This is a genomic window from Bradyrhizobium sp. A11 (assembly GCF_042077125.1).
GTDB lineage: Bacteria > Pseudomonadota > Alphaproteobacteria > Rhizobiales > Xanthobacteraceae > Bradyrhizobium > Bradyrhizobium japonicum_B.
The window spans coordinates 4152062-4178310 of the sequence record NZ_CP149509.1; the positions used below are offsets into that span (position 1 = coordinate 4152062).

The following is a 26249-nucleotide window of genomic DNA, read 5'->3' on the forward strand; positions in this document are numbered from 1 at the left end:
TCGTCACCAAGCGCCAATTCAATCCAAGCGGTTCCTTCGCCGGCCCTCAATGAGATCAAGAATGGCTCGGGCCGCCTCTAGCACATTCGTGCCCGGTCCGAATATGGCGGCCACTCCGGCACGGATTAGTTCATCGTAGTCCTGTCGGGGCACCACACCACCGCAAACGACGATGATGTTCTTTCCGCCTGCTGCTTTCAGCTCCTCAACGATCTGCGGAACAAGCGTCTTGTGGCCGGCCGCGAGTGACGAAATGCCCAGCACATGAACGCCAGCGTGAACCGCCATCACTGCAGCCTCCGCCGGCGTCTGGAATAACGGGCCCGCAATCACATCGAAACCGATATCTCCGAATGCGGACGCAATAACCTTCGCGCCTCGATCATGCCCGTCCTGCCCAAGCTTGGCGATCATTATCCTTGGTTGCACGCCGATCGCCTGCGAGACTTCGTCGACCCGTGACGCGATATTGGTGAACTCAGGATCGTCTCCATAGGCCGGGCCATATATGCTCGAGACAACGTCCGGGATCGCCTCGTGATCACCGAAGGCCTTTCGCATTGCGTCAGACATCTCGCCGACCGTTGCACGAGATCTAGCAGCACCCGTCGCCGCCTCCAGCAAGTTGCCCTCCCCCGTTGTGGCCACGCGCGTTAGCGCGTCCAACGCAGCTTCGACCTCTTTCGGGTCTCGCGCCCTCCTGATTTCTGCGAGACGCCTGATCTGCGACGCACGCACGCTGGAATTGTCGATCTCCAGGATATCAATAGGCTCCTCCTGTTCGAGCCGATACCGATTAACGCCGACGATCACCTGGTCTCCGCGGTCAATCGCAGCTTGCTTTCGTGTCGCGGATTCCTCGATCAGCCGTTTGGGCCAACCGGTCGCGATCGCCTGCGCCATTCCTCCCATCTCCTCGACCTTCTCCATGAGCTGCCAAGCTTCGCGGGTCAGATCGTCCGTCAGGCGCTCGATGTAGTAGGATCCTGCGAGCGGATCGACGACGTCGGTAACACCCGTTTCATGCTGAAGTATCAACTGTGTATTGCGAGCGATCCGCGACGAGAATTCGGTTGGCAGCGCAATCGCCTCATCAAATGAGTTCGTATGTAGGGATTGAGTTCCGCCTAGCACGGCAGCCAACCCCTCGTAAGCGGTCCGCACGATGTTATTGTATGGATCCTGCTCCTGAAGGGAGACCCCGGATGTCTGGCAGTGCGTGCGAAGCATCAAGGACGATTGCTTCTTGGGTTGAAACTCCGCCATCACACGCGACCAAATGAGTCGGGCAGCACGGAGCTTTGCTGCTTCCATGAAGAAATTCATTCCGATCGCAAAAAAGAACGAAAGCCGCCCGGCAAAATCGTCGACGTTGAGACCCTGGGCGAGCGCTGATCGGACGTATTCACGTCCGTCAGCGAGCGTAAAGGCAAGCTCCTGGACGAGTGTCGCTCCAGCCTCCTGCATGTGGTAGCCAGAGATCGATATCGAATTGAACCGCGGCATGTGGTGCGCCGTGTACGCAATAATATCCGCAACGATGCGCATCGACGGTTGTGGGGGATAGATGTAGGTATTTCGAACCATGAACTCTTTGAGAATATCGTTCTGGATCGTTCCGGACAGAGCTTCGCGCGAAACGCCCTGCTCTTCGGCGGCGATGATGAAGGCTGCCAGGATGGGAATCACTGCTCCGTTCATGGTCATGGAGACGGACGTTTCCCCAAGGGGAATCCCATCGAAGAGGATTTTCATATCTTCGACTGAATCGATTGCGACGCCAGCTTTGCCGACATCCCCTACGACGCGAGGGTGATCCGAGTCATAGCCGCGGTGCGTCGCCAGATCAAAAGCGACTGATAAGCCCTTTTGTCCGGATGCTAGTGCGGAGCGATAGAATGCGTTCGATGCCTCTGCCGTCGAAAACCCCGCGTATTGACGAATTGTCCAGGCTCGGCCGGCATACATCGTCGCTCGCGGACCACGAACGAACGGCCACGTTCCAGGCAACGAGCCCAAGTGCGCAATGCCACCCAGGTCCGCCGCCGTATAGACTGGCTTGATTGCAATATTCTCTGGCGTTATCCGCACAAGCTTGATGGGATCGCCCTTCAACTCCTTCTCAGCAATCTTCTTCCACTCATCGGGGAACACGACTGTCCTCCTCCTCATCTTGCGCCATCTAGGAGTCCAACCGTCGATCGACGCATCGGGGACGGAGGACAGACTGGCGGCGGATTCATGCGAAATCGAGTATCAGCGCATCCACGGCGAGCGTGGCACCCGCGCTGGCGTGGATCTTCTTCACGGTGCCGTCCTGCTCGGCGCGGAGCACGTTCTGCATCTTCATGGCTTCGACCACCGCGAGCGTCTCGCCGGCCTTGACCTCCTGCCCCTCGCTCACCGCGATGGAGACCACGAGGCCGGGCATCGGACAGAGCAGCTTCTTGCCGGTGTCGGAGGCCGTCGTCACCGGCATCAGCCGCGCAGAGGTCGCCTCCGCTTCGGTCCAGACATAGACCGGCACCTCGACACCCTGATGCGCGAGGCGGATACCGTTCGGGATCGGGCGCGCCTGCACCGCGACGAGATGGCCGTCGATGGTGCCCTGCCAGACCGGATCGCCAGGCTTCCATGGCGAGGCCAGCAGATGCGCGTTGCCGGCCTTGCCGTTGGCATCGATGAAGCGGATCGCAATGGCCTCGCCCTCGCGTGCGATCTCGAGCTGGATCTCCTGGCGGTCGAGCCAGACCGCGCGGCGCCGCTCGCGCTGCACGACGCGGCCGCCCATCTGGCCCGAGATCTGCCGCTTGCGCTCACCCAGCACGTGATCGATGGCGGCGCCGACCGCGGCGATGCGCCGTGCGACCTCGCCTTCGGGCACGCGCACCGCAAAGCCTTTCGGGAATTCCTCGGCAATGAATCCGGTCGACAGCCGGCCCTCGCGCCAGCGCGGATGGTGCATCAGCGCCGACAGGAACGGAATGTTGTGGCGGATGCCATCGACATAGAACGAATCCAGCGCGGTCGCTTGCGCCTCGATCGCAGCCGCGCGCGACGGCGCGTGGGTGACGAGCTTGGCGATCATCGGATCGTAATGAATCGAGATTTCGCCGCCCTCCTGCACGCCGGTGTCGTTGCGGATGGTGATGCCGTCCTGGCTTACTTCCGCCGGCGGACGATACTTCACGAGCCGCCCGATCGAGGGCAGGAAGTTGCGGAACGGATCTTCGGCGTAAAGCCGCGATTCCACCGCCCAGCCCGTCAGCGTGACGTCCTTCTGCGCTATGGCGAGCTTCTCGCCGCTCGCAACCCGGATCATCTGCTCGACGAGATCGATGCCGGTGACGAGCTCGGTGACGGGATGCTCGACCTGAAGACGCGTATTCATCTCCAGGAAATAGAAGCTCTTGTCCTGGCCGGCGACGAACTCGACGGTGCCGGCGGAATCATAGTTCACGGCCTTGGCCAGCGCGACGGCCTGCTCGCCCATCTTGCGGCGCGTGGCCTCGTCGAGCAGCGGCGACGGCGCCTCCTCGATGACCTTCTGGTTGCGGCGCTGGATCGAGCACTCGCGCTCGCCGAGATAGATCACGTTGCCGTGCTTGTCGCCCAGCACCTGGATCTCGATATGGCGGGGATCGACGATGAACTTTTCGACGAAGACGCGGTCGTCGCCGAAGGAGGCCTTCGCCTCGGCCTTGGCGAGATTGAAGCCTTCGGCGACCTCGGCCTTCGAGTGCGCGATGCGCATGCCCTTGCCGCCGCCGCCGGCGGAGGCCTTGATCATCACGGGATAGCCGATCTCGTCGGCGATCTTGACCGCATGGTTGCCGTCCTCGATGACGCCGAGATAGCCCGGCACGGTCGAGACCTTGGCCTTGGCAGCTGCCTTCTTCGATTCGATCTTGTCGCCCATCGCCGCGATCGCGCCAGGGTTGGGACCGATGAAGACGATGCCGGCCGCCTCCAGCGCGCGCGGAAACGACTCGCGCTCGGACAGGAAGCCGTAGCCGGGATGCACGGCTTGCGCGCCCGTCTTGCGGCAGGCCTCGACGATCTTCTCGATCACCAGATAGCTCTCGGCGGCCGCCGGCGGGCCGATCAGCACGGCCTCGTCGGCCATCTCGACATGGAGGGCGTCGCGGTCGGCCTCGGAATAGACCGCAACCGTCTCAATTCCCATGCGGCGAGCGGTCTTGATGACCCGGCAGGCGATTTCGCCGCGATTGGCGATGAGGATTTTCTTGAACATCATCACAACGGCAAATTGTCGTGCTTCTTCGCCGGCGCTTCCACCTTCTTGTCCTTCAGCATCGCCAGCGCCCGCGCGATGCGCTTCCGCGTCGAGTGCGGCATGATGACGTCGTCGATGTAGCCGCGCTCGGCGGCGATGAAGGGGGACAGGAAGCGGTCTTCGTATTCCTTGGTGCGGGCGGCGATCTTGTCGGGGTCGCCGATGTCGCTGCGGAAGATGATCTCGACCGCGCCCTTGGCGCCCATCACCGCGATCTGGGCGGTGGGCCAGGCGTAGTTCATGTCGGCGCCGATCTCCTTGGAGGCCATGACGTCGAAGGCGCCGCCATAGGCCTTGCGGGTGATGACGGTGACGAGCGGCACGGTGCACTGCGAATAGGCGAACAGGAGTTTCGCGCCGTGCTTGATCAGGCCGCCATATTCCTGCGCGGTGCCCGGCAGGAAGCCCGGCACGTCGACGAAGGTGACGATCGGGATGTTGAAGGCGTCGCAGAAGCGGACGAAGCGCGCGGCCTTGCGCGATGCATCAGAGTCGAGCACGCCGGCCAGCACCATCGGCTGGTTGGCGACGAAGCCGACGGTGCGCCCCGCGATGCGGCCGAAACCGGTGACGATGTTCTTGGCGAAGGCTTCCGCGATCTCGAAGAAGTCGCCCTCGTCCACGACCTTCAGGATCAGCTCCTTCATGTCGTAGGGCTTGTTCGGATTGTCGGGGATCAGCGTGTCGAGCGACATGTCGACCCGGCCGATATCGTCGAAGCTCGGCCATTCCGGCACGCCGTCGGTGTTGTTGGACGGCAGGAAGTCGATCAGGCGGCGCATCTGCAAGAGCGTCTCGACGTCGTTCTCGAAGGCGCCGTCCGCGATCGAGGAGCGCGTGGCGTGCACCGAGGCACCGCCGAGCTCTTCCGCCGTGACGACCTCGTTGGTGACGGTCTTCACCACGTCGGGGCCGGTGACGAACATATAGCTGGTGTTCTTCACCATGAAGATGAAGTCGGTCATCGCCGGCGAATAAACGTCGCCGCCGGCGCAGGGCCCCATGATGACGGAGATCTGCGGGATCACGCCCGAGGCGAGCACGTTGCGGCGGAACACGTAGGAATAGCCGGCGAGCGCGGCGACGCCTTCCTGGATGCGGGCGCCGCCGGCGTCATAGAGGCCGATGATGGGCGCCCTCGCCTTCATCGCCATGTCCTGGAGTTTGGTAATTTTCAGCGCGTGGGTCTCGGACAGCGAGCCGCCGAACACGGTGAAATCCTTGGCGAACACGAAGGTCTTGCGGCCGTTGACGGTGCCCCAGCCGGTGACGACGCCGTCGCCGGGTACCTTCGTCTTCTCCATCCCGAACTCGGTGGAGCGGTGCTCGACGAACATGTCGAATTCCTCGAACGATCCCTTGTCGAGCAACAGCTCGATCCGCTCGCGCGCCGTCAGCTTGCCGCGGGCGTGCTGCGCCTCGATGCGCTTCTCCCCGCCGCCGAGCTTGGCGCCGGCGCGACGATCTTCAAGTTCAGCGAGTATCCCCAACACAATCTTGCCCCTTATGCCGATGCCTGGTGCTGGAAGCGACCTTTGCAAAACTCTACGTTTCATGTAAACTTAGCTAACTCTCTCAGAAAACTGCAGGGCCAAAATTGCTGATTTCTGCCTACAGATCTCTCGGCACTGCTAATTTTGCAAATGCGCCAAGCTAACATTTTTGCCGGCGATCGAGTCCGCCGACTTCGGAAGGCGCGCGGTATAAGCCAGGCGGAACTGGCCAGAGCCCTCGGGATATCGTCGGGCTATCTCTGTCAAATCGAAGCCGATGTACGCCCCATCACGGGCGACGTTTTGCTTCGGCTCAGCCGACAGTTCGCACTAGACGTCTCCTATTTCGGCGACAATGACGACATGCGGATTGCGAGCGAGCTCCGCGAAACCGCAAGCGACCCTCTCTTTGGAGGTGGAGTGACGGGTGAGGAAGCCAGCGCTGCGGTACGCTCAGCGCCCAGCATCGCCAACCGATTTCTTCATCTCTACAGAGCCTATCTGGCACTAGAGGAAGAACACCGGACGCTGCAAACGACCATCGCGCAGGATGATGCGAGCACGGCGAGCCGCTTTCCTTACGATGAGGTCCGCGATTGGGTGCAGGCCAATCGCAATCATTTTGTACCGTTAGATCGAGCGGCCGAGCTCCTTGCAACAGATCAGCAGTTTCGCTCCGGAAGTCACGGCGAAGACTTCCTACGATATCTGCGTGATTTTCGGGGCATTAGAGTTATTCACTCGCAGCAGCCCCTCGATGCCGGCATGATCTGGCGGCTTGATAGCAATGCGAAGACCTTACATTTATCCGAAGGCGCACCGCTGGAAAGCCGCGTCTTTTGGATTGCCCACGTGATCGGCTTGATCGAGCAAGGAGAAACCATCGAGCGCCTTGTCCGAGGCGCCAAATTGAGCAACCCGGAGGCCTGCGCCCTCGCGCGCGTCGCTTTGGCAAACTATTTCGCCGGAGCCCTGGTGATGCCGTACGAGGCGTTTCTTCAAGCTGCTCGAGATACTCAATACGACATCGAGCGCCTTCAGCTGCGATTCAAGACCAGCTTCGAGCAAGTTTGCCATCGACTAAGCACCCTTCAGCGACGCCACTCTCCCGGCATTCCATTCTACTTCTTGAAGATCGATATCGCTGGAAATGTCTTGAAGCGAAGTAGCGCCACGCGCTTTCAATTTGCCCGCTTCGGCGGGCCCTGTCCGCTATGGAATGTCCATCAGTCGTTCGCGCAGCCAGGCCGAACACTCGTCCAACTTGCATCCACGCCGGACGGAACCACTTATCTTTGCATAGCGCGGACAGTTAGCCTTCCCAGCAATTCATATCTCGATCGGCCGCGGGCCGTGGCGGTGGGACTTGGATGCGAGGTCACTTATGCGGCTCAAACCGTCTACGCGAAGGGCATAAACCTAGATGACAAACAAGCCGTTGATCAAATAGGACCCGGATGCCGCGCATGCGAACGCATCGACTGCCGCCATCGCGCGCTGCCACCTATTGGCCGCGCACTGGACGTCGGCACGGCGGAGCGTGGCGTAGTTCCCTACAAGATCGACCTCCGTCGAGACTGACAAATTCATCGGCCTGAGCTCGATTTCGCTCGCAGCGGACGGATCCGCTGTCCTGGCATCTTCGCTGCTCGCCCGGAATAGGAGCTCGCCCAGGGTGTGATCCCCACCGTCGCACATGGCTTCGACGGCCGTTGGATCCGCTATGCCGCCCTCGGTTGCGCGGCAAAGCGAGGGGCATCATCCTACCTGCCAAGCGGCTGATTTCGACAAGAGCGGCATGCTGGACACCGTACCTGCTCCAGCAGCGGTGCGGCCTTCCGATCCGCCGTCAGCTTCATCCCGCTCGAGGCGAAAATTGTAGAGAAGATCTGGCTCCGCACGAACTCATCCGATGGCTGGATGTATTTCGAAACCGAGAATCCGTGCGCGGAAAGTGGCCGTTAATTGTCGATCGCCCGCATTCACGACGGCACCGGATCGATGCTCGCAACGTCGATCCAGGAGAGCCTGATAACGTAGTCCTGCCGGCCGCGGGGTTCGGCAAATATGCCGCGGCCCTCGACGGCTGATGGAGGGTGCACTGGCCGCAACGATCAGACCGCCTGGGCTCGCCGGCTCATACGGACTCGGGGTTGCGGAGGCGCAAGTGACCAGGCTGCGACAGCCCCCTCAAGCCGGCTTGGCGCGCGGTCAGAATTGCCGTCGCCCCCCACTGCAGTCAGCAACTCTCGAAGGCAGCGATACTAGATACTTCTGCTGGCGGACCGGTCGCAACTGGGATTTCAGACTCGCCACGAAACGTTCGGTCGAATAGGCCGGCGTGTGTTCCGCTAGTATTGAATTGCCCTACGGACTTGGCAACGCGAGCATAACGTTGTCGATGAGCCGGGTCGAACCGACATAGGCTGCAGCACAGAGTGCCGCAGTCCGGCGCAGCGGACTGTGAGCGGCCTTGAGTGTATCGCCGTCAACAAGTTCGAGGTACTGGAGCCGGTCCACGACCTCCAAATGCCTCTTGGCAATCGCGACCAACTTTTCCACGTCGCGCTCCCCCGAACGAAATTCATCAACGGCGGCGAGCAGCCCACGACTGATGGCAAGGGCTCGGCGGCGTTCTTCCTCGCTGAGGTACCGGTTGCGACTGCTCATCGCAAGCCCATCGGGTTCACGAACGGTTGGGACGGTGATGATCTTAATGGGAAGATTGAGATCGATCGCCATGCGACGCACGACCGCACATTGCTGAAAGTCCTTCTGTCCGAAGAACGCGGCGTCCGGCTGCACCATGTTGAACAGCTTACAAACAACCGTCGCAACACCCCGAAAGTGTCCTGGCCTGAAAGCGCCACACAATGGCTTCGCCAGCTCGCCCGACTCAACGTAGGTCTCAAATTGAGTCGGATAGACCTCTTGTGCATCCGGCGCAAAAAGGATCGTGACACCGGCATCGCGGCACAGTGTCTCGTCGCGCAGGAAGTCGCGCGGGTAAGTACTGAGATCCTCGTTTGGTCCGAACTGAGTGGGATTGACGAAAATGCTGACAACGGTCACCTCGCATTGCGCGCGGCTCGCCGCAACCAGCGCGAGGTGGCCGTCGTGGAGATAACCCATTGTCGGCACGAATCCGACCCGTCCACCGGCGCGACGCGCCTGAGCGAGCGTCTGGCGAAGCCCAGAGACCGTCACAATTGTTTGCATGTCGAGCTATTACCTCATCAGGCTGCGTCGGAGGGCGCCCAGTTTGCGATTGCGTCGCCAAGGCCTTCGGGAAGCCGATAGGACTCCTGGAGGCCCGGGAATCCACCGCTGCGGACATCTGCCGCCCACCGCAAAAGCGCATCATGCAACAGCTGAAATCCCTCAACATAGGCGCGAACGAACTTGGGACGGCGACCTTCAGTCAGGCCCAGCACATCGTGAAACACGAGCACTTGACCGGAGCAGCCTGGACCAGCGCCGATTCCAATCGTCGGTATGCCCAGGATTTCCGTGGCTCGAGCAGCAAGCTCGGCTGGAATTCCTTCCAGCACCACCGCGAAACAGCCGGCCTGCTCCAGACGATGAGCATCATCGAGCAAACGCAGCGCCTCATCGGCTCTACGTCCCTGCACCTTGAAGCCACCCATGACATTGACGCTCTGCGGGGTAAGACCGAGATGGCCCATCACGGGTATCTCGCAGTCGACCAGGGCACGTACCACTTCGATACGGTTTCCTCCGCCCTCGAGCTTCACCGCCGCGGCGCCTCGCTGCAGGAATCCGCCGGCGTTCCGTATGGTTTCCTCGACACTAAGGTGATAGCTGAGAAACGGCATGTCGGCGACGAGCAATGCACGAGGCTTGGTGCGAGCAACGGCTTCAAGATGATGGTTCATCATCGCTACGCTGACGGGCAGTGTGTTTTCAAATCCTAGGCAAACGTTGCCAACACTATCACCGACCAGGATGATATCGACGGCGGGGTCCGCGATACGTGCCGCGACCGCATCGTAAGCGGTGGTCATGACGAGACGCCGCCTCTCCTCCTTCCACCGCTGCAGAACGGGAATCGTAACACGTTCAGCCGGCTGCTCCGAAACATGGCTCATTTCCGATTCCCATCCATCGATGATCTCAATTCGATCCTGTACCGCGAAGTGGCAAGGCTTTGGTGTCGCCCAGCTCGCCTAATATTTCAAAACCGTAGTTTCCCGCAGAGTCCAAGGAGACCGAGTAGGTCAGGCGATCAGTAACCTGATTGCTGCGATCGAACGAGAGAATCCTTGGCTTCAAATCAACAATTTGCCGCTCGTCCAGGTATGCCGAACTGCAGATGATCAGTGGGTCACCTACCTGGCAGGTCCGCGCAGCGGCACCGTTGAGGACACAGCAGCGCGAGCCGCGTTTGCCAAAAATGACATATGTCGAGATGCGTGCCTCGGAGTTCTTGTTCCAGATCTCCACGAACTCCATCGGCAAAATGCCGGCCTCGTGACAGTGCTCGGGGTCGAGAGTAACGGAGCCGTGGTATTGAAGATCGGCCTCCGTAACATGGATGCCGTGCAGCTTTGCAGCGAGTACTTTTCTCATCTGAACACCGTCGAGCTGAGGGTGGGGTCCTAGAGACTGCGCGACAACACTGTCAATTGGCTGAGAAAAAAAGAAATCGACGTCTTCAAAACGACTGAAGACGTACTGGGATCTCCTAATGATCGCGCGATCATCGAACGAAACATACTCGGTTGGTTATTCGGTCGTGCGAAGGCACCGCCGGATGGAAGCTCCATGGGACGCCGGGCCGAGATAAACAAACGAAATGGCAAATCGGCAACCAGCAACGCCTTAGGCGTGCAACGGCGCTGAAGTGTTGCTTCATCATCCCGAAAGCAAACCTCCTCTCAACTTCCTGGCAAAACGTTGCCGACGCCGCCGCCGACAAGAACCACATAGAAAACAGCTCGCTCAAGCCGGGCGCAAACTGCCGTGACCGGCGCTGATTGCCAGGCGCCGCCCCTCTTGATTGCAGCGCTGAGGCTAGGCACTCGCCGAGCACAGCGGAAAAATGGCTCATCCGGACCTCAACTCGTTGGTTGCGCGAGGTATCGGCCAGCCGCCGGTGCGAGCTGGCAGCCGGCAATGACGTCATCAGGCATAAGATACGGCCGGTCGGGTGCGGGTGAAGTTCGACCGTCAGGGCATGACAAGAACAGCCTTCAGAACCTTTCCGGATTCTGAATCCGCAATCGCCTGATTGATCGACGCAAGCGGGTACGTGGTCACCATTCGATCAAGGGGAAGTTGGCCTGTCCGGTAGTACCTAACCATCTCCGGTATGAATGTCTGAATGTCGGAGTCTCCTTCAACCACGCCCCGCCAGGTGAGACCGGCTCCGGAGAGCACATGAGATGGGATGCAATACTGTGTTCCCCTGGGGGGCGCAGCCAGATGGGCTCCTACGCCAAGCTTCCGAAGGCAATTGGTCGCCTCGGTAATTACCGGTGGATGGCCGGTCGTATCGATACTGAAATGCGCGCCCTTTCCTGTGATCGCCTTGATCTGCAGCGCGACGTCGGCCGAGCGTCCGTCGATCACGTGGGTGGCCCCGAAAGAGCGAGCGGCTTCCAAGCGCTCGTGAACAAGGTCCACAGCAATGATGGGGCCACATCCCACGATTCTCGCCGCAATGATCGCCGACATGCCGACTGCGCCCACGCCGAACACTGCGATTCCAGTTCCAGGCGCAGGCTTCAGCACATTTAGCACCGTTCCCATCCCCGTCTGTATTCCGCAGCCCAATGGGGCAAGCAATTCCAGGGGCAGCGAAGGGTCCACCTTCACCAGATTTCGCGGATTTGCGATCGCGTGAGTGGAAAAGGCAGCCTGCGAGAAGAAATGCTGTCCGATGGGCAGTCCGTTTTGACGAAGCGGCGCCCCTCCGTCCCGTTTGCCGGCGATATTGATCGCAAGAAAGTCGTCGCAATATGCTGGCCTGGCGCTCGCACAGCTTTCGCAGCGACCACAGGAGCCAAACGTCATGATCACATGATCGCCCGGCACAAGCGAGGTGACTTCGCTCCCCACTTCTTCGACGACGCCGGAGCCTTCATGACCAAGGGTCTGCGGAAACGGCACTGGAAGGTGTTGAAGCCTCGCCGCGCTATCGGTGTGACAGATGCCACATGCATGAACCTTCACTCCGACCTCGCCGGCTGACGGCCGAACGAGCTCGCATTCCTCGATCGCAAATGGCTGTTCAGAGGACCTCGCAACCGCGGCAAATACTTTCATGGCTGGCTCGCTCGATGATGATTCACAAAGGAACGTTTGTGCAGGACGGTCCTGCTGGCCCGATCTGCACCCGCAGGTGCAGGCAAGCCGGCCTATTTCTCGACGGGCACCCACGTCATGCCGTCGAAACGCTGCAGCTCCATGTACTTGATCGGCTCATAGTTGGCGGGGCTCGTATTGACCAGAGAGCCAGGCAGACCGAGCGGGAGCGGAAAATCGCGCAGCGATTGTGCCTGCTTGAGAATGTTTTCTCGCGTCAGGTTGTCGCCACATTGACGAAGAACCTGCTCGAGCACTTTTGCAAAGGCGAGCGCGGAGGAGTTCAGATAGTCGGTCGGATCAGCGTCGGGCATGTACTTTTTCGCGAATTCCAGCCAATCCTTCATCTCTTGATCGTCTTTCCATCGTGGGTCCGTCGGCTCCTTGAAAAAGGCGGCTCTGAGAACGCCCTTGTATGCGTCAACCCCCGCAGGCTGCACAGTCGACGTGCTGCCATTTCCGCTGAAGACGTACTTCACGACATTCAGCCCCAACTCATGCACTCTCCTGATTGCCTGGGCAGCGTGTTTAGGGTACGCGAACACCAGCAGCACTGCGGGTTTCGAGGCCGCAAGGACGGCAATCTGTCCGTCGATCGTTGGTACCGTCACTTCGAAAGGCTGCGCTTCGATGTCTCCTTCGCGTTGAGCGCCGAGCCCTTCCTTTAGGCCCGCGAGCAAATCCTTACCGAAGTCGTCGTTCTGGTAGATGACCGCAATTTTTCCCGTCGGCTTCGTGGCGGCGATGTGTTCACCGTACATCCGCCCCTCCGAACGCAATGTCGGCAGGAATCCCATGGTATAGGGAAAGCGTTGGGGATCGGCCAGGCTGCTTGATTGGGCCGCAGCAAACAGCTGAGGGACCTTCCTGGCATTCAGGTATTGTCTGACGGAGATGTTGATTGCGGTGCCGAGCAAGCTGAATATGCCGGCAACCTCGTCTTGCTCGATGAGCCTGCGAACCTGCTCGAAAGCTTTCGGAGGGCTGAATCCGTCGTCATAGCTCAGGATCCGCACCTTCCGTCCGTTGATGCCGCCCTTCGCATTAAGATAGTCGAAATAGGCGATTTCGGTTTTATGAATCCGCGAGAAGGCTGACGCGGGCCCGCTATATGGCGCCGTCTGGCCGATCAGGATCTCGGTGTCTGATACGCCGGGGCCATACAGCTTTTGCGCGGCAGCGCCTCCGCAAAAGGGGGCTGCAGCAAGAAATGCTATCAACCAGAACCGTAGAGCATTTCCTCGGTATGATGCTGGTCTCAACATCGGCATTCCCCCATAGATCGATCTTGTATGTCGTGTCACTTTCTATATGATTTGCACGATCGTGCGATACTTGCAAGCGGCCAGGTCGGGAGACCGGCCATAGAACGAGCCGCTTCGGCAGGCCAAATTTGGAAACGCCACATGCATGCTGCAAACGTAGATGATGCCATCGCCGACCCTCGGACGTATGCCGACCCGAGCGTGTATCACCAGCTCTTCCGAACATTGAGGAGTGAGGCCCCTGTCCGTTGGACCGAACCATCCGCATGTCGACCGTTCTGGACTGTGAGCAGACATGCGGACATCCTCGACATCGAAAAACAATCCGACCTGTTTGCAAATGCACCTCGAACGCTGCTGCGCACGCGCGAGCAAGAGGAGCAGGTTCGCAAATTGACGGGTTCGGTGCAGGCGGTCCGTACGCTCGTGCATATGGACGAGCCGGATCACCGCCTGTATCGGCAGCTCACGCAGGCCTGGTTTATGCCGGCGAAGCTCCGTTCCTTGGAGGAAGGCCTCGCCAGGCTTGCCTCGGAATTCGTAGACAGAATGGCCGCAAAGGGCTCTGAATGCGACTTCGCTCGCGATATCGCGATGTGGTACCCCCTGCGCGTGATTATGATGATCCTTGGCGTCCCTCCTGAAGATGAGGCGCTGATGCTTCGGCTAACGCAGGAGCATTTCGGCGGCGCCGATCCGGACGTGAACAAGGACGGAAAGAAAGATGCAACCAGTGCGGTTCGCGGTTTCTTCGAGTATTTCAAGAACCTGACGGACGAGCGACGCAAGACGCCGAGGGACGATCTCGCCAGTCTGCTCGCCAATGCCGAGATCGACGGCAAGCCCATCAGCGATTTCGATCGTAGCTCCTACTACTTTCTCATAGCGACTGCCGGCCATGACACGACGAGTTCATCCCTGTCCGGGCTGCTCCTCGCGCTGCTTGACCATCCCGACCAACTGGCCAGGCTCCGGACCGATCCATCGCTCATCCCGTCGGCCGTCGATGAGGGAATACGCTGGGTGACCCCGGTAAAGCACTTCTTCCGGACAGCTTCGGCCGACTGCATCTTCCGCGGACAGAAGATCAAGAACGGGGACTCCTTGATGCTCTGCTACTGGTCCGGCAACCGCGACGAAGACGCGTTCGTGGATCCGTTTTCATTCCGCATCGATCGTAGCCCTAACCGTCACCTCGCGTTCGGTTATGGCATTCATCTCTGCCTGGGTCAGATGCTGGCCAAAATGGAGATCCGCGCCCTGTTGAAGGAAATCGTCGCCAGGGTCGGACAGCTCGAGCTGAATGGAAAGCCTGAATGGCTGGTTACCAATTTCGTTGGAGGGCTAAAGAGCCTGCCGATTTCGTACCGCATGAATTGAACGGATCTAGCAAAGAGAAAGTCGCCGAACAGGCTCGGCGGCCTTCTCTTGTCGTTGCAGCAGGATAGTCAGCTTCTCCCAGTTGGCCGAACCGAATAGAAACGTCGTCAGAGGTCGCCAGAGCTTTTCGAGGGAGCTCTTGCGGAGAGAATCGTTCCAGGTCACGACGCCATGTTAATGACCTGCAGTTGGGTAAATTCCGCCAAGCCCTCTTCGGCCAGCTCCGCCCCTATGCCGGACTGTTTGGCGCCCCCGAACGGAATTTCGAGTGCCATATCGGCATGCTTGTTCACCCACACCGTACCCGCCTCCACGCGCCTGGCCAACTCATACGCCCGGTCTGGCTCTGCGCACCAAATCGACGCACCCAGGCCGTATGGCGAGGCGTTTGCACGCGCCACGGCATCATCAGGATCGGTATAGCGGATCACTGGTAGTACCGGCCCGAACTGCTCGCCATCGACCAGCTCCGTACCTTCAGCGATGTCGCGAACGATGGTCGGATAGATGAAGTAGCCGGGTCCAGTAAAGGGCCTGTCGCCGGCAATCACCTTGCCCTGCCCTTTGGCTTCCGCAATTATCTTAAGCACTCTTTCGTATTGTGACTTGTTCTGCATCGGCCCCAATTGCGTTCCTTGCGCGAGGCCATCGCCAACGACCGCTCCCTTGGCAAGGTTGGCCAGTTCGTCGCACATCGCATCGTAGATCTTGTCGTGAACATACAGGCGCTTGATGCCGATGCAGATTTGACCGTTGTTGGTGAAGGCGCCCTGGAACAGCTTCGGCGCGGTCTCCTTCGGGTCAACGTCATCTAGGACGATCGCGGCGTCGTTACCACCCAGCTCGAGTGTGATGCGCTTCAGCGTGGAGGCAGCTCCCTGCATCACTTTCGTACCCGTGGCCGTCGATCCCGTGAACGAAATCTTGCGAACGTCCGGATGGGCCGTCAGCCATGCCCCCAAATCGTTGGTGCCGGCGATGACATTGATCACACCTGGCGGCAATGCTTCCCTGATCAGCTCGCCCAGCTTGAGAGTTGAAAGCGGCGTAGATGGCGCCGGCTTGAGCACGACCGTATTGCCCATGATGAGTGCGGGAGCAACCTTCATGGCCATCAAGACAAGCGGAAAATTCCAGGGCACGATCGCGCCCACCACGCCCAAAGGTCGCCGGTGCAACTCGACCTTTCGGCCCTCGCTGTTGACGTTCCGCGTCGGCAACTCCATGTTGGTGAAGTTGCGAAAGAACATCGCCGCGCCCATGACTTCCCGCGTGGCGTCGCCCAACGGCTTGCCCTGCTCCTGGGTCAGCAAACGCGCCAGCTCGGCGGCATTGTTCTTTATAATGTCCGAGACAGCACGAACCGCATCCTTGCGCCTTCCGATCGGGGTCTCGCTCCAGGCCGCGAAGGCATGCTTGGCCGCCGCCACGGCGTCATCGAGTTGAGTGCGCGAGGCGACAGGACACTTCGCAAGCACCTGCTCTGTCGCCGGGTTGATGACATCCATAGTCTCACGCGTCGATACCATTTGTCCGCCGATGAGAAGACTAAAAGCCACGACATCCTCCGCTCAATATGGGTGTGGTTGCGACTGGTTGGAAAGGAACGGCCGATGTAAGCGCGCTTCAGGAACGCAAGCCCAGATCCGTCGAAGATGTCCGGACGGGTTCCGCGCTCCAGTGCTGAATGGCATAGCTTTTAGTCGCCCGACCAGGACCGAGAGACGATCAATATTCTCTCGCGACTATCGAGTCCGGTGCGTGCGTGCACAAGTTTGTGCAAGAGATGCAATCGTCGCGCATGGCGGCGCAAGCCATGAGAAGCCTCTTGTCACCCCAACAGAATTCGCGGCTCATCGATCAGTTGCCGCATTGCCCCATTGCCGCGGACTCATTCCGTATTGCGCGCGGAACAAACGCGCAAAGTGCGATGGATCCGCAAAGCCGAGATCGTAGGCGATGCTGGTGACTGTGGCGTCCGTCAGACTTGAATTGCGCAGACGGCGCGCGGCCTCCTTTAGTCTCTGCTCCCGGACGTATCCCATAGGAGTCTCGCCTATCTGGCCGAACAAATTGTACAAGGCACGACGAGAGACCCCGATCGCATGCCCGATGTCTTCCGGTCTGAGTGCTGGGTTACTCAATTGAGCTGCGACCAACTCCTTCGCGCGTCGTAGCTTCGCCGGCAGCACTTCCGACTTGCCCCTGCCCTGATATGTCGGTGCAGACTTATCCAGGACAGAGTCCAGTAAATCGACCAACAACAGTTCGAATGACTGCTGGGCCCGCATAGTGAGCTGGGTCGACCGCTCCAGGAACTCGATCAACATCGCTGCAGCCATGTCACTATCTTCGCACGGGGACAGAACGCGACCGCCATCTCCGATGAGATCCGCCCACCGTCCGACCTGCCGTTCGGGCAACATGATCCCGATGCATCGTCCGCCGTCCCGCACGCCGAATTCACAAGGTGATGTCGCTTTGACCAGCACCCAACGGCCGGCGGTCAGATCTATCACGTTACGGGACTGCGCGAGGCTTGCCGCCCCCTTTGCCTGCCAAAGCGCGAAATATCGATGCTTCGCGCATCCCTCCACGTAAAAGCCGCGCTGCCCCTGCCGAAAGCCGGACTGACGCACATGCATGTCCACCAGCGTCGTATCGGCGATTGCGTCGAAGCGAGCGCTCAAGGAAATCCGCCCGGTTCGCTGCGCAAATCGTGCACCGACAAAATGCGGAGATATGGCTTCGAACCAATCATCCGCAGAGGCAAACGATCGATAGCCAAGATAGCTGGAGCCAAGATAGCTGGGCTCGATCGGTCTTCTGAAAGTCTGGGGCATTTCCGGCCCTGCACCAACAGAAAGAGGCCGAATACGGCGAGGCTCGTTCGGAGCTTGGCTCGCTTCTACGTCCCGCGAAACCGTCCGCTCCGAGGCCAGGTAGCCTTCCATACGACTCCCTCCCTTCAACCCACGCGCAACCGATGGGGCCCGGTTCTTTTGCCGAACCTGTTGTTTCCACCAATTTGCACATTCGTGCGGATTTGGTCAATAGGGAGTCATACCGAGAATGTCGCAGCGTGGAACGGCCGACTATCCAGAACTAAAGCTCCTGTCCCGGTCGTGCGACCGCTGGAAGCGATCGCGACGGGCGCCGGCGAAGGCGCATCGCGGCCCCTCACCCGAGCCCGCGGTCGAACTCCTTCCGCAGCTTCTTTCAGAAAAACAGCGGCTATCAGGCCGCGCTTGGCCGGAGCTTATAGCGGATTGGCAGGCGCTTCAGGCCCGTGACCAGGTTCGCTTTGATCCAGGCCGGATCTCCGGCAAGCTCGATGTCCTCGAGGCGCAACAGCAATTCCCGGTACAGCGCCTTCATCTCCATCTTGGCCAGATGCATGCCAAGGCATAGATGGGGGCCGTAGCCAAACGCCACGTGACGGTTCGGAGTGCGATCCACCTTGAAAGCAAACGGGTCCGGAAAGACGTCCTCGTCGCGATTTGCCGAAGGATAGCTCAACATCAAGGAGTCGCCGGCCTTGATATGCTTTCCGCGCAAGACATAGTCCTCGGTCGCCGTCCTAAAGAAGTGCGTGACCGGAGACACCCATCGCAGCATCTCCTCGATGGCCGCCGGGAGCAGATCAAGGTTATTCCGCAGCTTGGCGAGTTCTTTGGGGCTTTTCAACAACGCCAGCAGCCCGCCTGCAACGGTCGAGCTCGTCGTATCGTGCCCGGCCGTTGCTATGATGAAGTAGTAGGATGACGCCTGAAATTCGCCGATATCCTTGCCGTCGAGCTTGGCATTGGCAATGACGGTCGCCAGGTCATCGGTCGGATTCTTGCGCCGCTCTGCCGACAGTATGCCGAAATACCGGAAGAACTCCTGGATCGCCGCCTGACGCGATGCGACGCCGCTAAGAGCGCCGCTCATCTCGGAGTCGAACGATCCCGTTACGGCCTTGGTCCACGCAAGCATCTTGTGATCATCCTCGCGAGGGACACCAAGGATCTGCATGATGACGCGAAGCGGATACCATACGCCAACGCTATTCACGAAATCGCAGGATCCATTCATTTCTTCCATCTTGTCGACGAATTCCCTGGCCAAGTTCGCAAGATTGCCTTCCAGCTTGCGAAGGTTTGGCGGCATGAACCACGACTGAGCAATAGCACGGTGGGGGCGATGCTCCGGATCGTCCATGTTGACGAGCATCCGAAGTGGATTTGTGCTCCCCTTCCCTGAGCCGGCCCGCACCTTCTCCTCTTCCTCGACCGACACGAGGTTGAGCCGCGGCCAATTGATGAACTTGTCGTTCTGGCGCTCGATTTCCAGCACGTCGTGATATTTCGATACTAACCAGAACGGCCGATAGCCTTCGGGCTCGGTCCAGCGTACTGGCTCTTCGGATCGCAGCTTGGCGAAGATCTCCTCGTAAGCCTCCGGAGCAGCGTAAGTTTGGGGATCGACGATGATGTCGTCCAGCCGTCGCGGTTGCATATGGTCCCTCCCGGTTTTGGATATGACTAGCGCAAAGGGACAGGTCCTACCGGCGCAGTCGTGCAAAAATTCGTGCCGGCAGTGCAATCGTTTACGACGAACCACCCGGCGGGCTCCCGGCAGGCTCTTTTCGCACGATCGTGCTATTTTTCTTGTCAATCCGCGAATGATCGAATATTCCTCATTATTGCTGCTCGAATTACCTGCAAACAGTGGAGTCGAACGTTCGCTCGAACGCGTTGACAAGGCCGAGAATCCGAAACCGCAGCCGGCACCTATTTCCCTAGGATAGGGCGCCCTTTGATCTGGACTAGTCAGCGAGCCTATGGGTTCCTCGCAGCTACTGGGCGGATAGTCTGGTCAAGACCGCCGCTGAGCCAAACCGATGGCCGCCCGATTGAGCGCATAGCAGATGAAGCGGCAGCGATCCGCCTCTAGGGGGCTGGTCTTGCCAGGGTGCAACGAAAGGACCGACGTGCCGAAGCTCCCCTCAACGATGCTTGCAGTGAGGGCCCCCGTGCCGGGCGGTCCCGAGGCCCTCTTGATCGAAGAATGTCCGATCCCCCTGCCGGGTCCGCACGAGGTCCTGGTGAGGGTGACCGCGGCCGGAGTGAACAGGGGCGACGTCGCGCAGCGACGCGGTCACTACCCACCTCCCGCCGGAGCAAGCGACATCTTGGGCTTGGAGGTCGCAGGCGAAATCGTTGCGAGGGGAAACCGCGTCTCGCGCTTTAGCCTTGGCGATAACGTGATGTCGCTCGTTTCGGGAGGCGGCTATGCACAGTACTGCCTGGCTCACGAAGCTCACAGTTTCGCCATTCCCTCCCGGCTCAACATGCTCGCGGCCGCGGCGGTGCCTGAAGCCTTCATGACGGTCTGGCACAACGTTTTTCAACGGGGCCACCTGCAAGCCGGGGAAACGTTGCTCGTGCATGGAGGCGCTTCGGGAATCGGGGTCACCGCGATTCAGCTTGCCAAGGCATTTGGAGCGACGGTCATCGTCACTGCGGGCTCCGAGAAGCGATGCGACATCTGCCGGGAACTCGGCGCCGACGTCGCAATCGACTACAAGAATGACGATTTCGTGCTCGAGGTGCTCCACGCGACCAACGGAGCGGGCGCCAACGTCATCCTGGACATGGTTGGTGGGGCGAACATCGAGAAGAATTTCGAGGCGGCCGCGGTTGAAGGACGTATCGTACAGATCGGATTTATGGATTCGGCCGTCGCCAAAGCCAGCTTCCGCATCCTGATGCTCAAGCGTCTCGTCTACACCGGCTCAACTCTTCGGCCGCGGTCTGTGGAAGACAAGGCTCGCCTGGCCCATGCGGTTGAAACGAACGCCATCCCCTTCCTTCGGCAAGGAACATTCAAACCGGTGATCGACCGGACTTTTTCGCTGGATCAGGTGGCCGAGGCCCACCGCCACATGGAAAGCGGCCGCCACATCGGCAAGATCGTGCTGGAGGTCGGCTCAAGCTAGAGCTGCGTCTCAAAAGCACCACTCGATCGGCCGAATTGCGATCTTTCGACTGGCCAACTCGCTTTCGAGATCGCCGGCCCGCTTCTTCACCGCCTCACCGTGAGCGAAGACGAGCTTTATACCCCTATTCACGAGCAACCGGTCGAGATCCACCTGTTTTCGGATCGATTCATAGTGGGCGACGAGGCTCTCGTCGTTCAGCTTTGTGAACACGAAGTACCCCTTTTCAAGATCTCCTCGGAGCCAAGGAAGGTCCAGCGCAAGCACCAAGCACCGTGCCGGTCTCCAGCCAGACTAATGGAGGGTCACAGCGACCGCAGCCGACGAGAGCAGAGGCTTCGGTGCTTCAGGACCGCGTGTCGCAAGTAGGGGATGCCCCGCCCGCAGCCATTAGGCTGCGAGGAGCTTGGCATTGTGCTCGATCAGGCGCACGATCTCTTCGCGCTGCGTCCGCGGCGCTCCGAGCAATTCGGCGTTGGCGCGCGCCCGTTTGTAATACAAGTGGTTCGGCATCTCCCAAGTGAACCCGATCGCGCCGAAGACCTGGATATTGCGGTGGGTTGCATCCCGATAGGCCTCGCTTGCGTAGCTTTGGGCCATCGCACAGGCAAGATCGACGCGCGCGTCGTCCTCGGTCAGCGCCCATGCGGCATAGTGCACGCCGGCGGTCGCGCATTCGCTGATGCCCGCCACCTCCGCCAACTGGTGCTTGATCGCCTGGAAAGAGCCGATTGGACGGCCGAAGGCGACGCGCTCCTTGGCGTAAGCGACGGCATCGGCCAGAGCCTTCTCCGTTCCCGCAGCGCTTTCGGCCGCAAGGAGAAGATACAGACGATTGCGGATCCAGCCCCATGTGTCAGGCCCGGATTCCTCGAGCAGCTTGCCGCGCGCGTTGCTGAATCGAAGAGAGCAGACCTGCCTCGTCGGATCTCGCCAGTCCAGAACTTCGACGGCGATGCCTTCTTCGCTCCTGTCGATCAAGAAGAACTTGTCGTCGGCGCCAACTTTGGCCATGACGACGATCTTGTCGGCGGATTGCGCATCCACCACGAACGACCTACTGCCCGACACAAGATAGGATCCACCATCCTTGAGAGCCGTGGCGTCGGATTGCTCTGCTGCGATCGATCCGTCGGAGTTCGAAACGGCCAGTGCCAGCTTCAATTTGCCGGCAGCCACCTCGCTCAGCAGCTCCGCCTTTTGCTTTTCACTGCCGGCCCGTTCGATCGCCCAGGCTCCGGCGAGCGTGCCGAACAAGGGTGCAGCGGCCAAGGCCCGGCCCATTTCGCCAACGATCATGATGAGATCGATATAGGTCATTCCGAGGCCGCCGAAGCGCTCGGGAATGACGATGCCCGGCCATCCCAGTTCGACAATCTTCGGCCAAAGCTGATCGTATCCGGATTGCTCCACAGTCGCGCCCGGAACCAACAATTTCGCGAGGCTGGTTTCCTTGGCAAGGAAGTTCCGTGCCACGTCCCGCAGAGCCTCGTTTTCCTCGCTAAGCGTAAAATTCATGCTGACTACTCCTTATCCTCAGCTCGCGGCTTTGAGCGGTGTGCGCGCGCTCTCGTCGAAGGGTACTCTGGCGGTCGGATCGACATCGCGAGGCAAACCCAACATCCGCTCTGATACTGCGTTTTTGAGGATCTCCTGGGTACCGACGCCGAGCGTCGCAGCAGGGGCGAACCAGTAAGAGTAGTCCCAATTGCTGAAGAGCCCGTAATTGCCCTTTGGCAACGGCAACACGTCTGGCTTTCGGACCATTCCTTCCGGGCCTTGCGTTCGTTTGGCGAGGTCCGACAGCCGTTGTCCATGTGGTGAAGCCAACATCTTCCCGACGTTCGCTTCAAGACCCGCCGGCTTGCCGTTGATGCGGTTGCTGAGGTTGCGGTAGGTCAGTAGTCTCAGCAGTTCCCCCTCGACGTAGAGTTTCGCCGCTTCGTCGCGAACCAGCGGATCTTTGATCTTTCCCGTCTCCATCAATCCGGTCATGAGTTCGCGCGCTGTGGGACCAAAGCCCCACACGGCCCCCGGCTTCGTCATGCCCATGCGTTCCGTCTGCAGCTGTTCCAATACGATCCGCCATCCGTCTCCCTCCCTTCCGAGAAGTCGATCAGCCGGCACACGGACATCCGACAGGAAGACCTCATTGTACTCTGGCTCTTCCCCCGTCATATCGACGATGGGCCTGACCTCCACGCCTGGAGTTTTCATGTCAATGAGGAAGACCGACATGCCCTTATGTTTGGGTACGCTCGGATCCGTGCGGGCGATCAAAACGCCCAGCTTCGCCTTGTTGGCGACTGAATTCCAGGTCTTCTGACCGTTGATCACATAGTGATCACCCTCCTTCCGAGCCGTCGTTCTGATCGCACCCAGATCCGATCCACCGGATGGCTCGCTGAAGAGCATGCACCACTTGGCTTCACATGCGAGCGCCGACGGCAGAAACTTCTGCCTCTGCTCCTCGGTCCCGTGGGTCAGAAGTGATTGTCCACACTGATTGACCGCGATCGAATTGACCTTCATCGGGTGCACGACACCGGCGCGCTCAATCTCCTGGTCGATAATGAGCTGCAACTCAGGCTCGGCACTCAACCCCCAGGGAGCAGGCCAATGCGGCACGACGTATCCCTGCTTGGCCATTTGAGCATAGGTCGGATTGGGATTCGCCTCGAACCATTTCCGCACCTCAACGCGTCGAGGATCATCCTCTGCCGGCAGATTGAAGTCCATCGCTCGTCTCCTCTACGCCTCGTGGGCCGGAGTCTACCTCACCGGCCGCCTTCCTTTTCGCACGGTCGTGCGATTATCGCAACTGGGAAAATGTCCCTCTCCGGTCTCTTACCCCCGGCGGGCCAGCGCCTCGCGAACCAGAGCCAACCTGTCGTTGCCGAAGTACATGTCCGTACCTCCGACGAACATGGTCGGCGAGCCGAAGCCGCCACGCTCCATCAGCTCGGCGGTATTGGCCTTGAGCTCATCCTTGATTTCCGGCCTGGCGATGCCGGCGAAGAACTCGTTCGGCTCGATCCCCACTCTCGCGCAGATATCACTCAAGACATCATCCTGCGCGATATCCTGGTCGAAACCCCAGTAGGCTTCGAACGTTGCGCGTGCGAAGGGCACCGCCTTTTCCTTGCCGACCCATATGCAGCCACGCATGGCCTTGACGCTGTTCACAGGAAAAACGGCGGGATGCCATTTGATGGCAAGGCCGGCCGCACGGGCCCAATCGCCGATATCCTTCTTCAGGTAGTTCGTCTTCGCTGGAATCGGATTGTCGCGCCTGGCGTACACCGACGGATTAATGGTATTGAAGACGGCGCCCACCAGGATAGGCCGCCAAACGATGTTGACGCCGAACTCCCTCGCCAGCGGCTGAATGTTATGAAATGCGAGATAAGTGAAGGGACTGGAACAGTCGAAGAAGAATTCGATCATTCGGCCTGAGTTCCTCTACCTTTTCGAAGTCCACCGTCGCCTCTGCTGGTGAGCAGTTGCTTGGCGCGCTCACCGAAGATATTGCGGCGCGCCTCTTCGTCGAGCGGTTCCTTGACAGATTTCCCCACGGCAAGCCCTGCCTGCACTTGGCTTCTGGCTCTTACCTCAGCGTACCACCGCTTTACGGCCGGAAAGTCATCGAGCGTGAACCCTTGCGCCTTGTGGGTCATGGCCCAGGGGAAACAAGCAATATCCGCGATCGAATAATCGCCGGCGACATACGCACCCGTTGCAGCAAGCTGGCGATCGAGCACGCCGTACAGCCTGGCTGCCTCGTCGCGATATCTGTCGATGGCATAGGGGATCTTCTCAGGCGCGTAGAGGGCGAAATGACCGTGCTGGCCAAGCATCGGTCCGAAGCCGCTCATTTGCCACAATACCCACTGAACGACGCCGGAGCGGCCTCTCGCAGTGCAAGGCAGCAATTGACCCGCCTTCTCGGCGAGATAGATCAATATTGCTCCGCTCTCAAACACCGATAGCGGGTCTCCGCTGTCGCTTGGGGCGTGATCCACGATGGCCGGAATCCGGTTGTTCGGGCTGATCTTCAAAAACCCTGGTTCGAACTGGCCACCACCGCGCAGGTCGACCGGAAGCACCCGGTATGGCAACCGAAGCTCCTCGAGCATGATCGAGATCTTCCACCCGTTTGGCGTAGGCGCGAAATAAAGGTCTATCAATCGGTCGAGCTCCCCTTCCGGAGTTCGGGTCGGCCCGACGCGGACGTTGGGTCGTCCAACAACCCCTGATGACAGATGCCGAAGATCGGCTCGTGCACGCCGTCATATGCTCGAACTTCGCGGAAGCATTCTGCTGTCTTCGCTCGTTGCGTCGAGTGCCGGATCATCAGTTCAACCCTTCAGCTGGGCTCATCCCACGGAGATGGCCACTTTTCCGAAGTGTTTCCCGGAAGCCATGTAGTTGAACGCTTCCTTTGCTGCCTCAAAGGGGAAAATCCTGTCGACGACGGGCCGCATCTTGTTGTTTGAAACGGCGGCAACCATCCTGCGGAGATCATCGACGGACCCCACAGTCACGCCCTGGATGCGCTGTTGCTGCATGACGATGAGAGGCAAACGGAGCTCGCTCGTTGCGCCGCCCGCGAGGACCCCGATGAGGGCGATCGCGCCCCCGATCCGCGTCGCTCGTATCGATTCGTTCAATGTCCCAACGCCCCCCACTTCGACGACCAGATCGACGCCGCGGGCGTTTGTCATCTCTCGCGCGAGCTTGCCCCATTCAGGCACTTTCTTGTAGTTCACGGTCTGGGTTGCTCCCATCGCCTTCAATTTGGAAAGCTTCTCTTCGCTGGAAGAGGTCGCAATCACCTGCGCTCCCGAAAACTTGGCAAACTGAAGCGCAAAGAGCGAGACGCCGCCCGTTCCCTGGGTGAGAACCACGTCTGCCGGGCCGATCCCCCCGAACTTTGCCACTGCGCACCAGGCGGTTAGAGCCGCACATGGCAAGCACGCCGCCTCCGGGTCGGATAGATGCATCGGTGCAGCCACGAGGCTGCTCTCTGCGAAAACGCGGTATTCCGCGAGGACGCCCTCAACGGAGCCGCCCAATGCGCGCGACAGCTTTTCCGTCGTTGGATCGCCGCCGAGCCAACTCTCGAAGAAGCTGGCTATCACCCGGTCTCCGGGGCGAAACTTCGTGATGCCCTGCCCCACTTCTTCCACTACGCCAACAGAATCAGACAAAGGCACGAGGGGGAACTTCTGACGCGAGCCATATCCGCCCTTGACAGTGAGAAGATCCCGATAGTTCAACGTCACAGCGCGGATGCGAACCAATACATCGTGCGGTCCGCAGGCGGGCAGCGGCCTATCCACAAGTCGCAGGCCAGAGATTCCGGAGGCATCATGTAGCTCGTAAGCCTTCAATCCCATTCCTCCTATCTGACCCCCGGCGTACGAATAGATCGGCCCGGCCCATGCATTATCGCACGATCGTGCGATTTTACATGGTTCAAGGAACGAAGCAAGCGGGGACCT

Annotated in this window: 20 protein-coding genes; 3 read left to right on the forward strand and 17 right to left on the reverse strand. The window is 59.8% G+C overall.

The features are described from left to right. Positions 1-18: 18 nt before the first annotated feature. From scpA to WI560_RS19445, 3 genes are all read right to left on the reverse strand, one after another. Positions 19-2172 (reverse strand): methylmalonyl-CoA mutase, encoded by a 2154-nt coding sequence (gene scpA, locus WI560_RS19435; protein ID WP_375304450.1) that lies wholly within the window; start codon positions 2170-2172, stop codon positions 19-21. Between the two features lie 67 nt (positions 2173-2239). Further along, a complete protein-coding gene (locus WI560_RS19440) occupies positions 2240-4255 on the reverse strand; it encodes an acetyl-CoA carboxylase biotin carboxylase subunit (RefSeq protein ID WP_375308871.1) in 2016 nt (671 codons plus the stop codon). Between the two features lie 2 nt (positions 4256-4257). Beyond that, entirely contained in the window at positions 4258-5790 is a 1533-nt protein-coding gene (locus WI560_RS19445) for an acyl-CoA carboxylase subunit beta (RefSeq protein ID WP_375304451.1), read from the reverse strand. Positions 5791-5940: 150 nt separating this feature from the next. Between WI560_RS19445 and WI560_RS19450 the strand changes: the two genes are divergently transcribed. Then, positions 5941-7371 (forward strand): short-chain fatty acyl-CoA regulator family protein, encoded by a 1431-nt coding sequence (locus WI560_RS19450; RefSeq protein ID WP_375304452.1) that lies wholly within the window; start codon positions 5941-5943, stop codon positions 7369-7371. A 786-nt stretch (positions 7372-8157) separates the two neighbouring features. Here the strand turns inward: WI560_RS19450 and panC are convergent. The 5 genes from panC to WI560_RS19475 form a co-directional block, all read right to left on the reverse strand. Next, entirely contained in the window at positions 8158-9009 is an 852-nt protein-coding gene (panC, locus tag WI560_RS19455; RefSeq protein ID WP_375304453.1) for a pantoate--beta-alanine ligase, read from the reverse strand. Between the two features lie 17 nt (positions 9010-9026). Next, on the reverse strand, positions 9027-9899 hold the full coding sequence (gene panB / locus WI560_RS19460) for a 3-methyl-2-oxobutanoate hydroxymethyltransferase (protein ID WP_375304454.1): 873 nt from the start codon (positions 9897-9899) through the stop codon (positions 9027-9029). Between the two features lie 25 nt (positions 9900-9924). After that, complete coding sequence (gene panD, locus WI560_RS19465; RefSeq protein WP_375304455.1) at positions 9925-10380, reverse strand: aspartate 1-decarboxylase; 456 nt, start codon at positions 10378-10380, stop codon at positions 9925-9927. 600 nt (positions 10381-10980) lie between these two features. Continuing rightward, positions 10981-12078, reverse strand: a complete 1098-nt coding sequence (locus WI560_RS19470; protein ID WP_375304456.1) for an NAD(P)-dependent alcohol dehydrogenase — start codon at positions 12076-12078, stop codon at positions 10981-10983. 92 nt (positions 12079-12170) lie between these two features. Then, positions 12171-13382 carry an ABC transporter substrate-binding protein gene (locus WI560_RS19475; RefSeq protein WP_375304457.1) on the reverse strand — a complete coding sequence of 404 codons (1212 nt, stop codon included), beginning with the start codon at positions 13380-13382 and terminating at the stop codon, positions 12171-12173. A 141-nt stretch (positions 13383-13523) separates the two neighbouring features. On the opposite strand from WI560_RS19475, the gene WI560_RS19480 reads away from it, so the two are divergent. Continuing rightward, complete coding sequence (locus WI560_RS19480; RefSeq protein ID WP_375304458.1) at positions 13524-14762, forward strand: cytochrome P450; 1239 nt, start codon at positions 13524-13526, stop codon at positions 14760-14762. Between the two features lie 161 nt (positions 14763-14923). Here WI560_RS19480 and WI560_RS19485 read toward each other — a convergent pair whose 3' ends face one another. From WI560_RS19485 to WI560_RS19495, 3 genes are all read right to left on the reverse strand, one after another. Then, positions 14924-16321 carry an aldehyde dehydrogenase family protein gene (locus WI560_RS19485; RefSeq protein WP_375304459.1) on the reverse strand — a complete coding sequence of 466 codons (1398 nt, stop codon included), beginning with the start codon at positions 16319-16321 and terminating at the stop codon, positions 14924-14926. 294 nt (positions 16322-16615) lie between these two features. Then, positions 16616-17716, reverse strand: coding sequence for a helix-turn-helix transcriptional regulator (locus tag WI560_RS19490; RefSeq protein WP_375304460.1), 1101 nt, complete (start codon positions 17714-17716; stop codon positions 16616-16618). A 283-nt stretch (positions 17717-17999) separates the two neighbouring features. Then, the gene (locus tag WI560_RS19495; RefSeq protein WP_375304461.1) at positions 18000-19262 is read right to left on the reverse strand and encodes a cytochrome P450; all 1263 of its coding nucleotides are present in this window, start codon (positions 19260-19262) and stop codon (positions 18000-18002) included. 475 nt (positions 19263-19737) lie between these two features. Between WI560_RS19495 and WI560_RS19500 the strand changes: the two genes are divergently transcribed. Then, on the forward strand, positions 19738-20745 hold the full coding sequence (locus tag WI560_RS19500) for an NAD(P)H-quinone oxidoreductase (RefSeq protein WP_375304462.1): 1008 nt from the start codon (positions 19738-19740) through the stop codon (positions 20743-20745). Between the two features lie 9 nt (positions 20746-20754). Here the strand turns inward: WI560_RS19500 and WI560_RS19505 are convergent, their stop codons facing one another. The 6 genes from WI560_RS19505 to WI560_RS19530 form a co-directional block, all read right to left on the reverse strand. Then, positions 20755-21015 (reverse strand): hypothetical protein, encoded by a 261-nt coding sequence (locus WI560_RS19505; protein ID WP_375304463.1) that lies wholly within the window; start codon positions 21013-21015, stop codon positions 20755-20757. A 120-nt stretch (positions 21016-21135) separates the two neighbouring features. Continuing rightward, positions 21136-22263 (reverse strand): acyl-CoA dehydrogenase family protein, encoded by a 1128-nt coding sequence (locus WI560_RS19510; protein ID WP_375304464.1) that lies wholly within the window; start codon positions 22261-22263, stop codon positions 21136-21138. Between the two features lie 18 nt (positions 22264-22281). Next, positions 22282-23484, reverse strand: a complete 1203-nt coding sequence (locus WI560_RS19515; RefSeq protein ID WP_246916538.1) for an acyl-CoA dehydrogenase family protein — start codon at positions 23482-23484, stop codon at positions 22282-22284. 108 nt (positions 23485-23592) lie between these two features. Further along, positions 23593-24192 (reverse strand): 2-hydroxychromene-2-carboxylate isomerase, encoded by a 600-nt coding sequence (locus tag WI560_RS19520; RefSeq protein ID WP_375304465.1) that lies wholly within the window; start codon positions 24190-24192, stop codon positions 23593-23595. After that, a complete protein-coding gene (locus WI560_RS19525) occupies positions 24189-24932 on the reverse strand; it encodes a glutathione S-transferase N-terminal domain-containing protein (RefSeq protein ID WP_375304466.1) in 744 nt (247 codons plus the stop codon). The genes WI560_RS19520 and WI560_RS19525 overlap by 4 nt, the downstream gene beginning before the upstream one ends. 189 nt (positions 24933-25121) lie before the next feature. Beyond that, complete coding sequence (locus WI560_RS19530) at positions 25122-26138, reverse strand: NAD(P)-dependent alcohol dehydrogenase (RefSeq protein WP_375304467.1); 1017 nt, start codon at positions 26136-26138, stop codon at positions 25122-25124. Positions 26139-26249 lie beyond the last annotated feature (111 nt).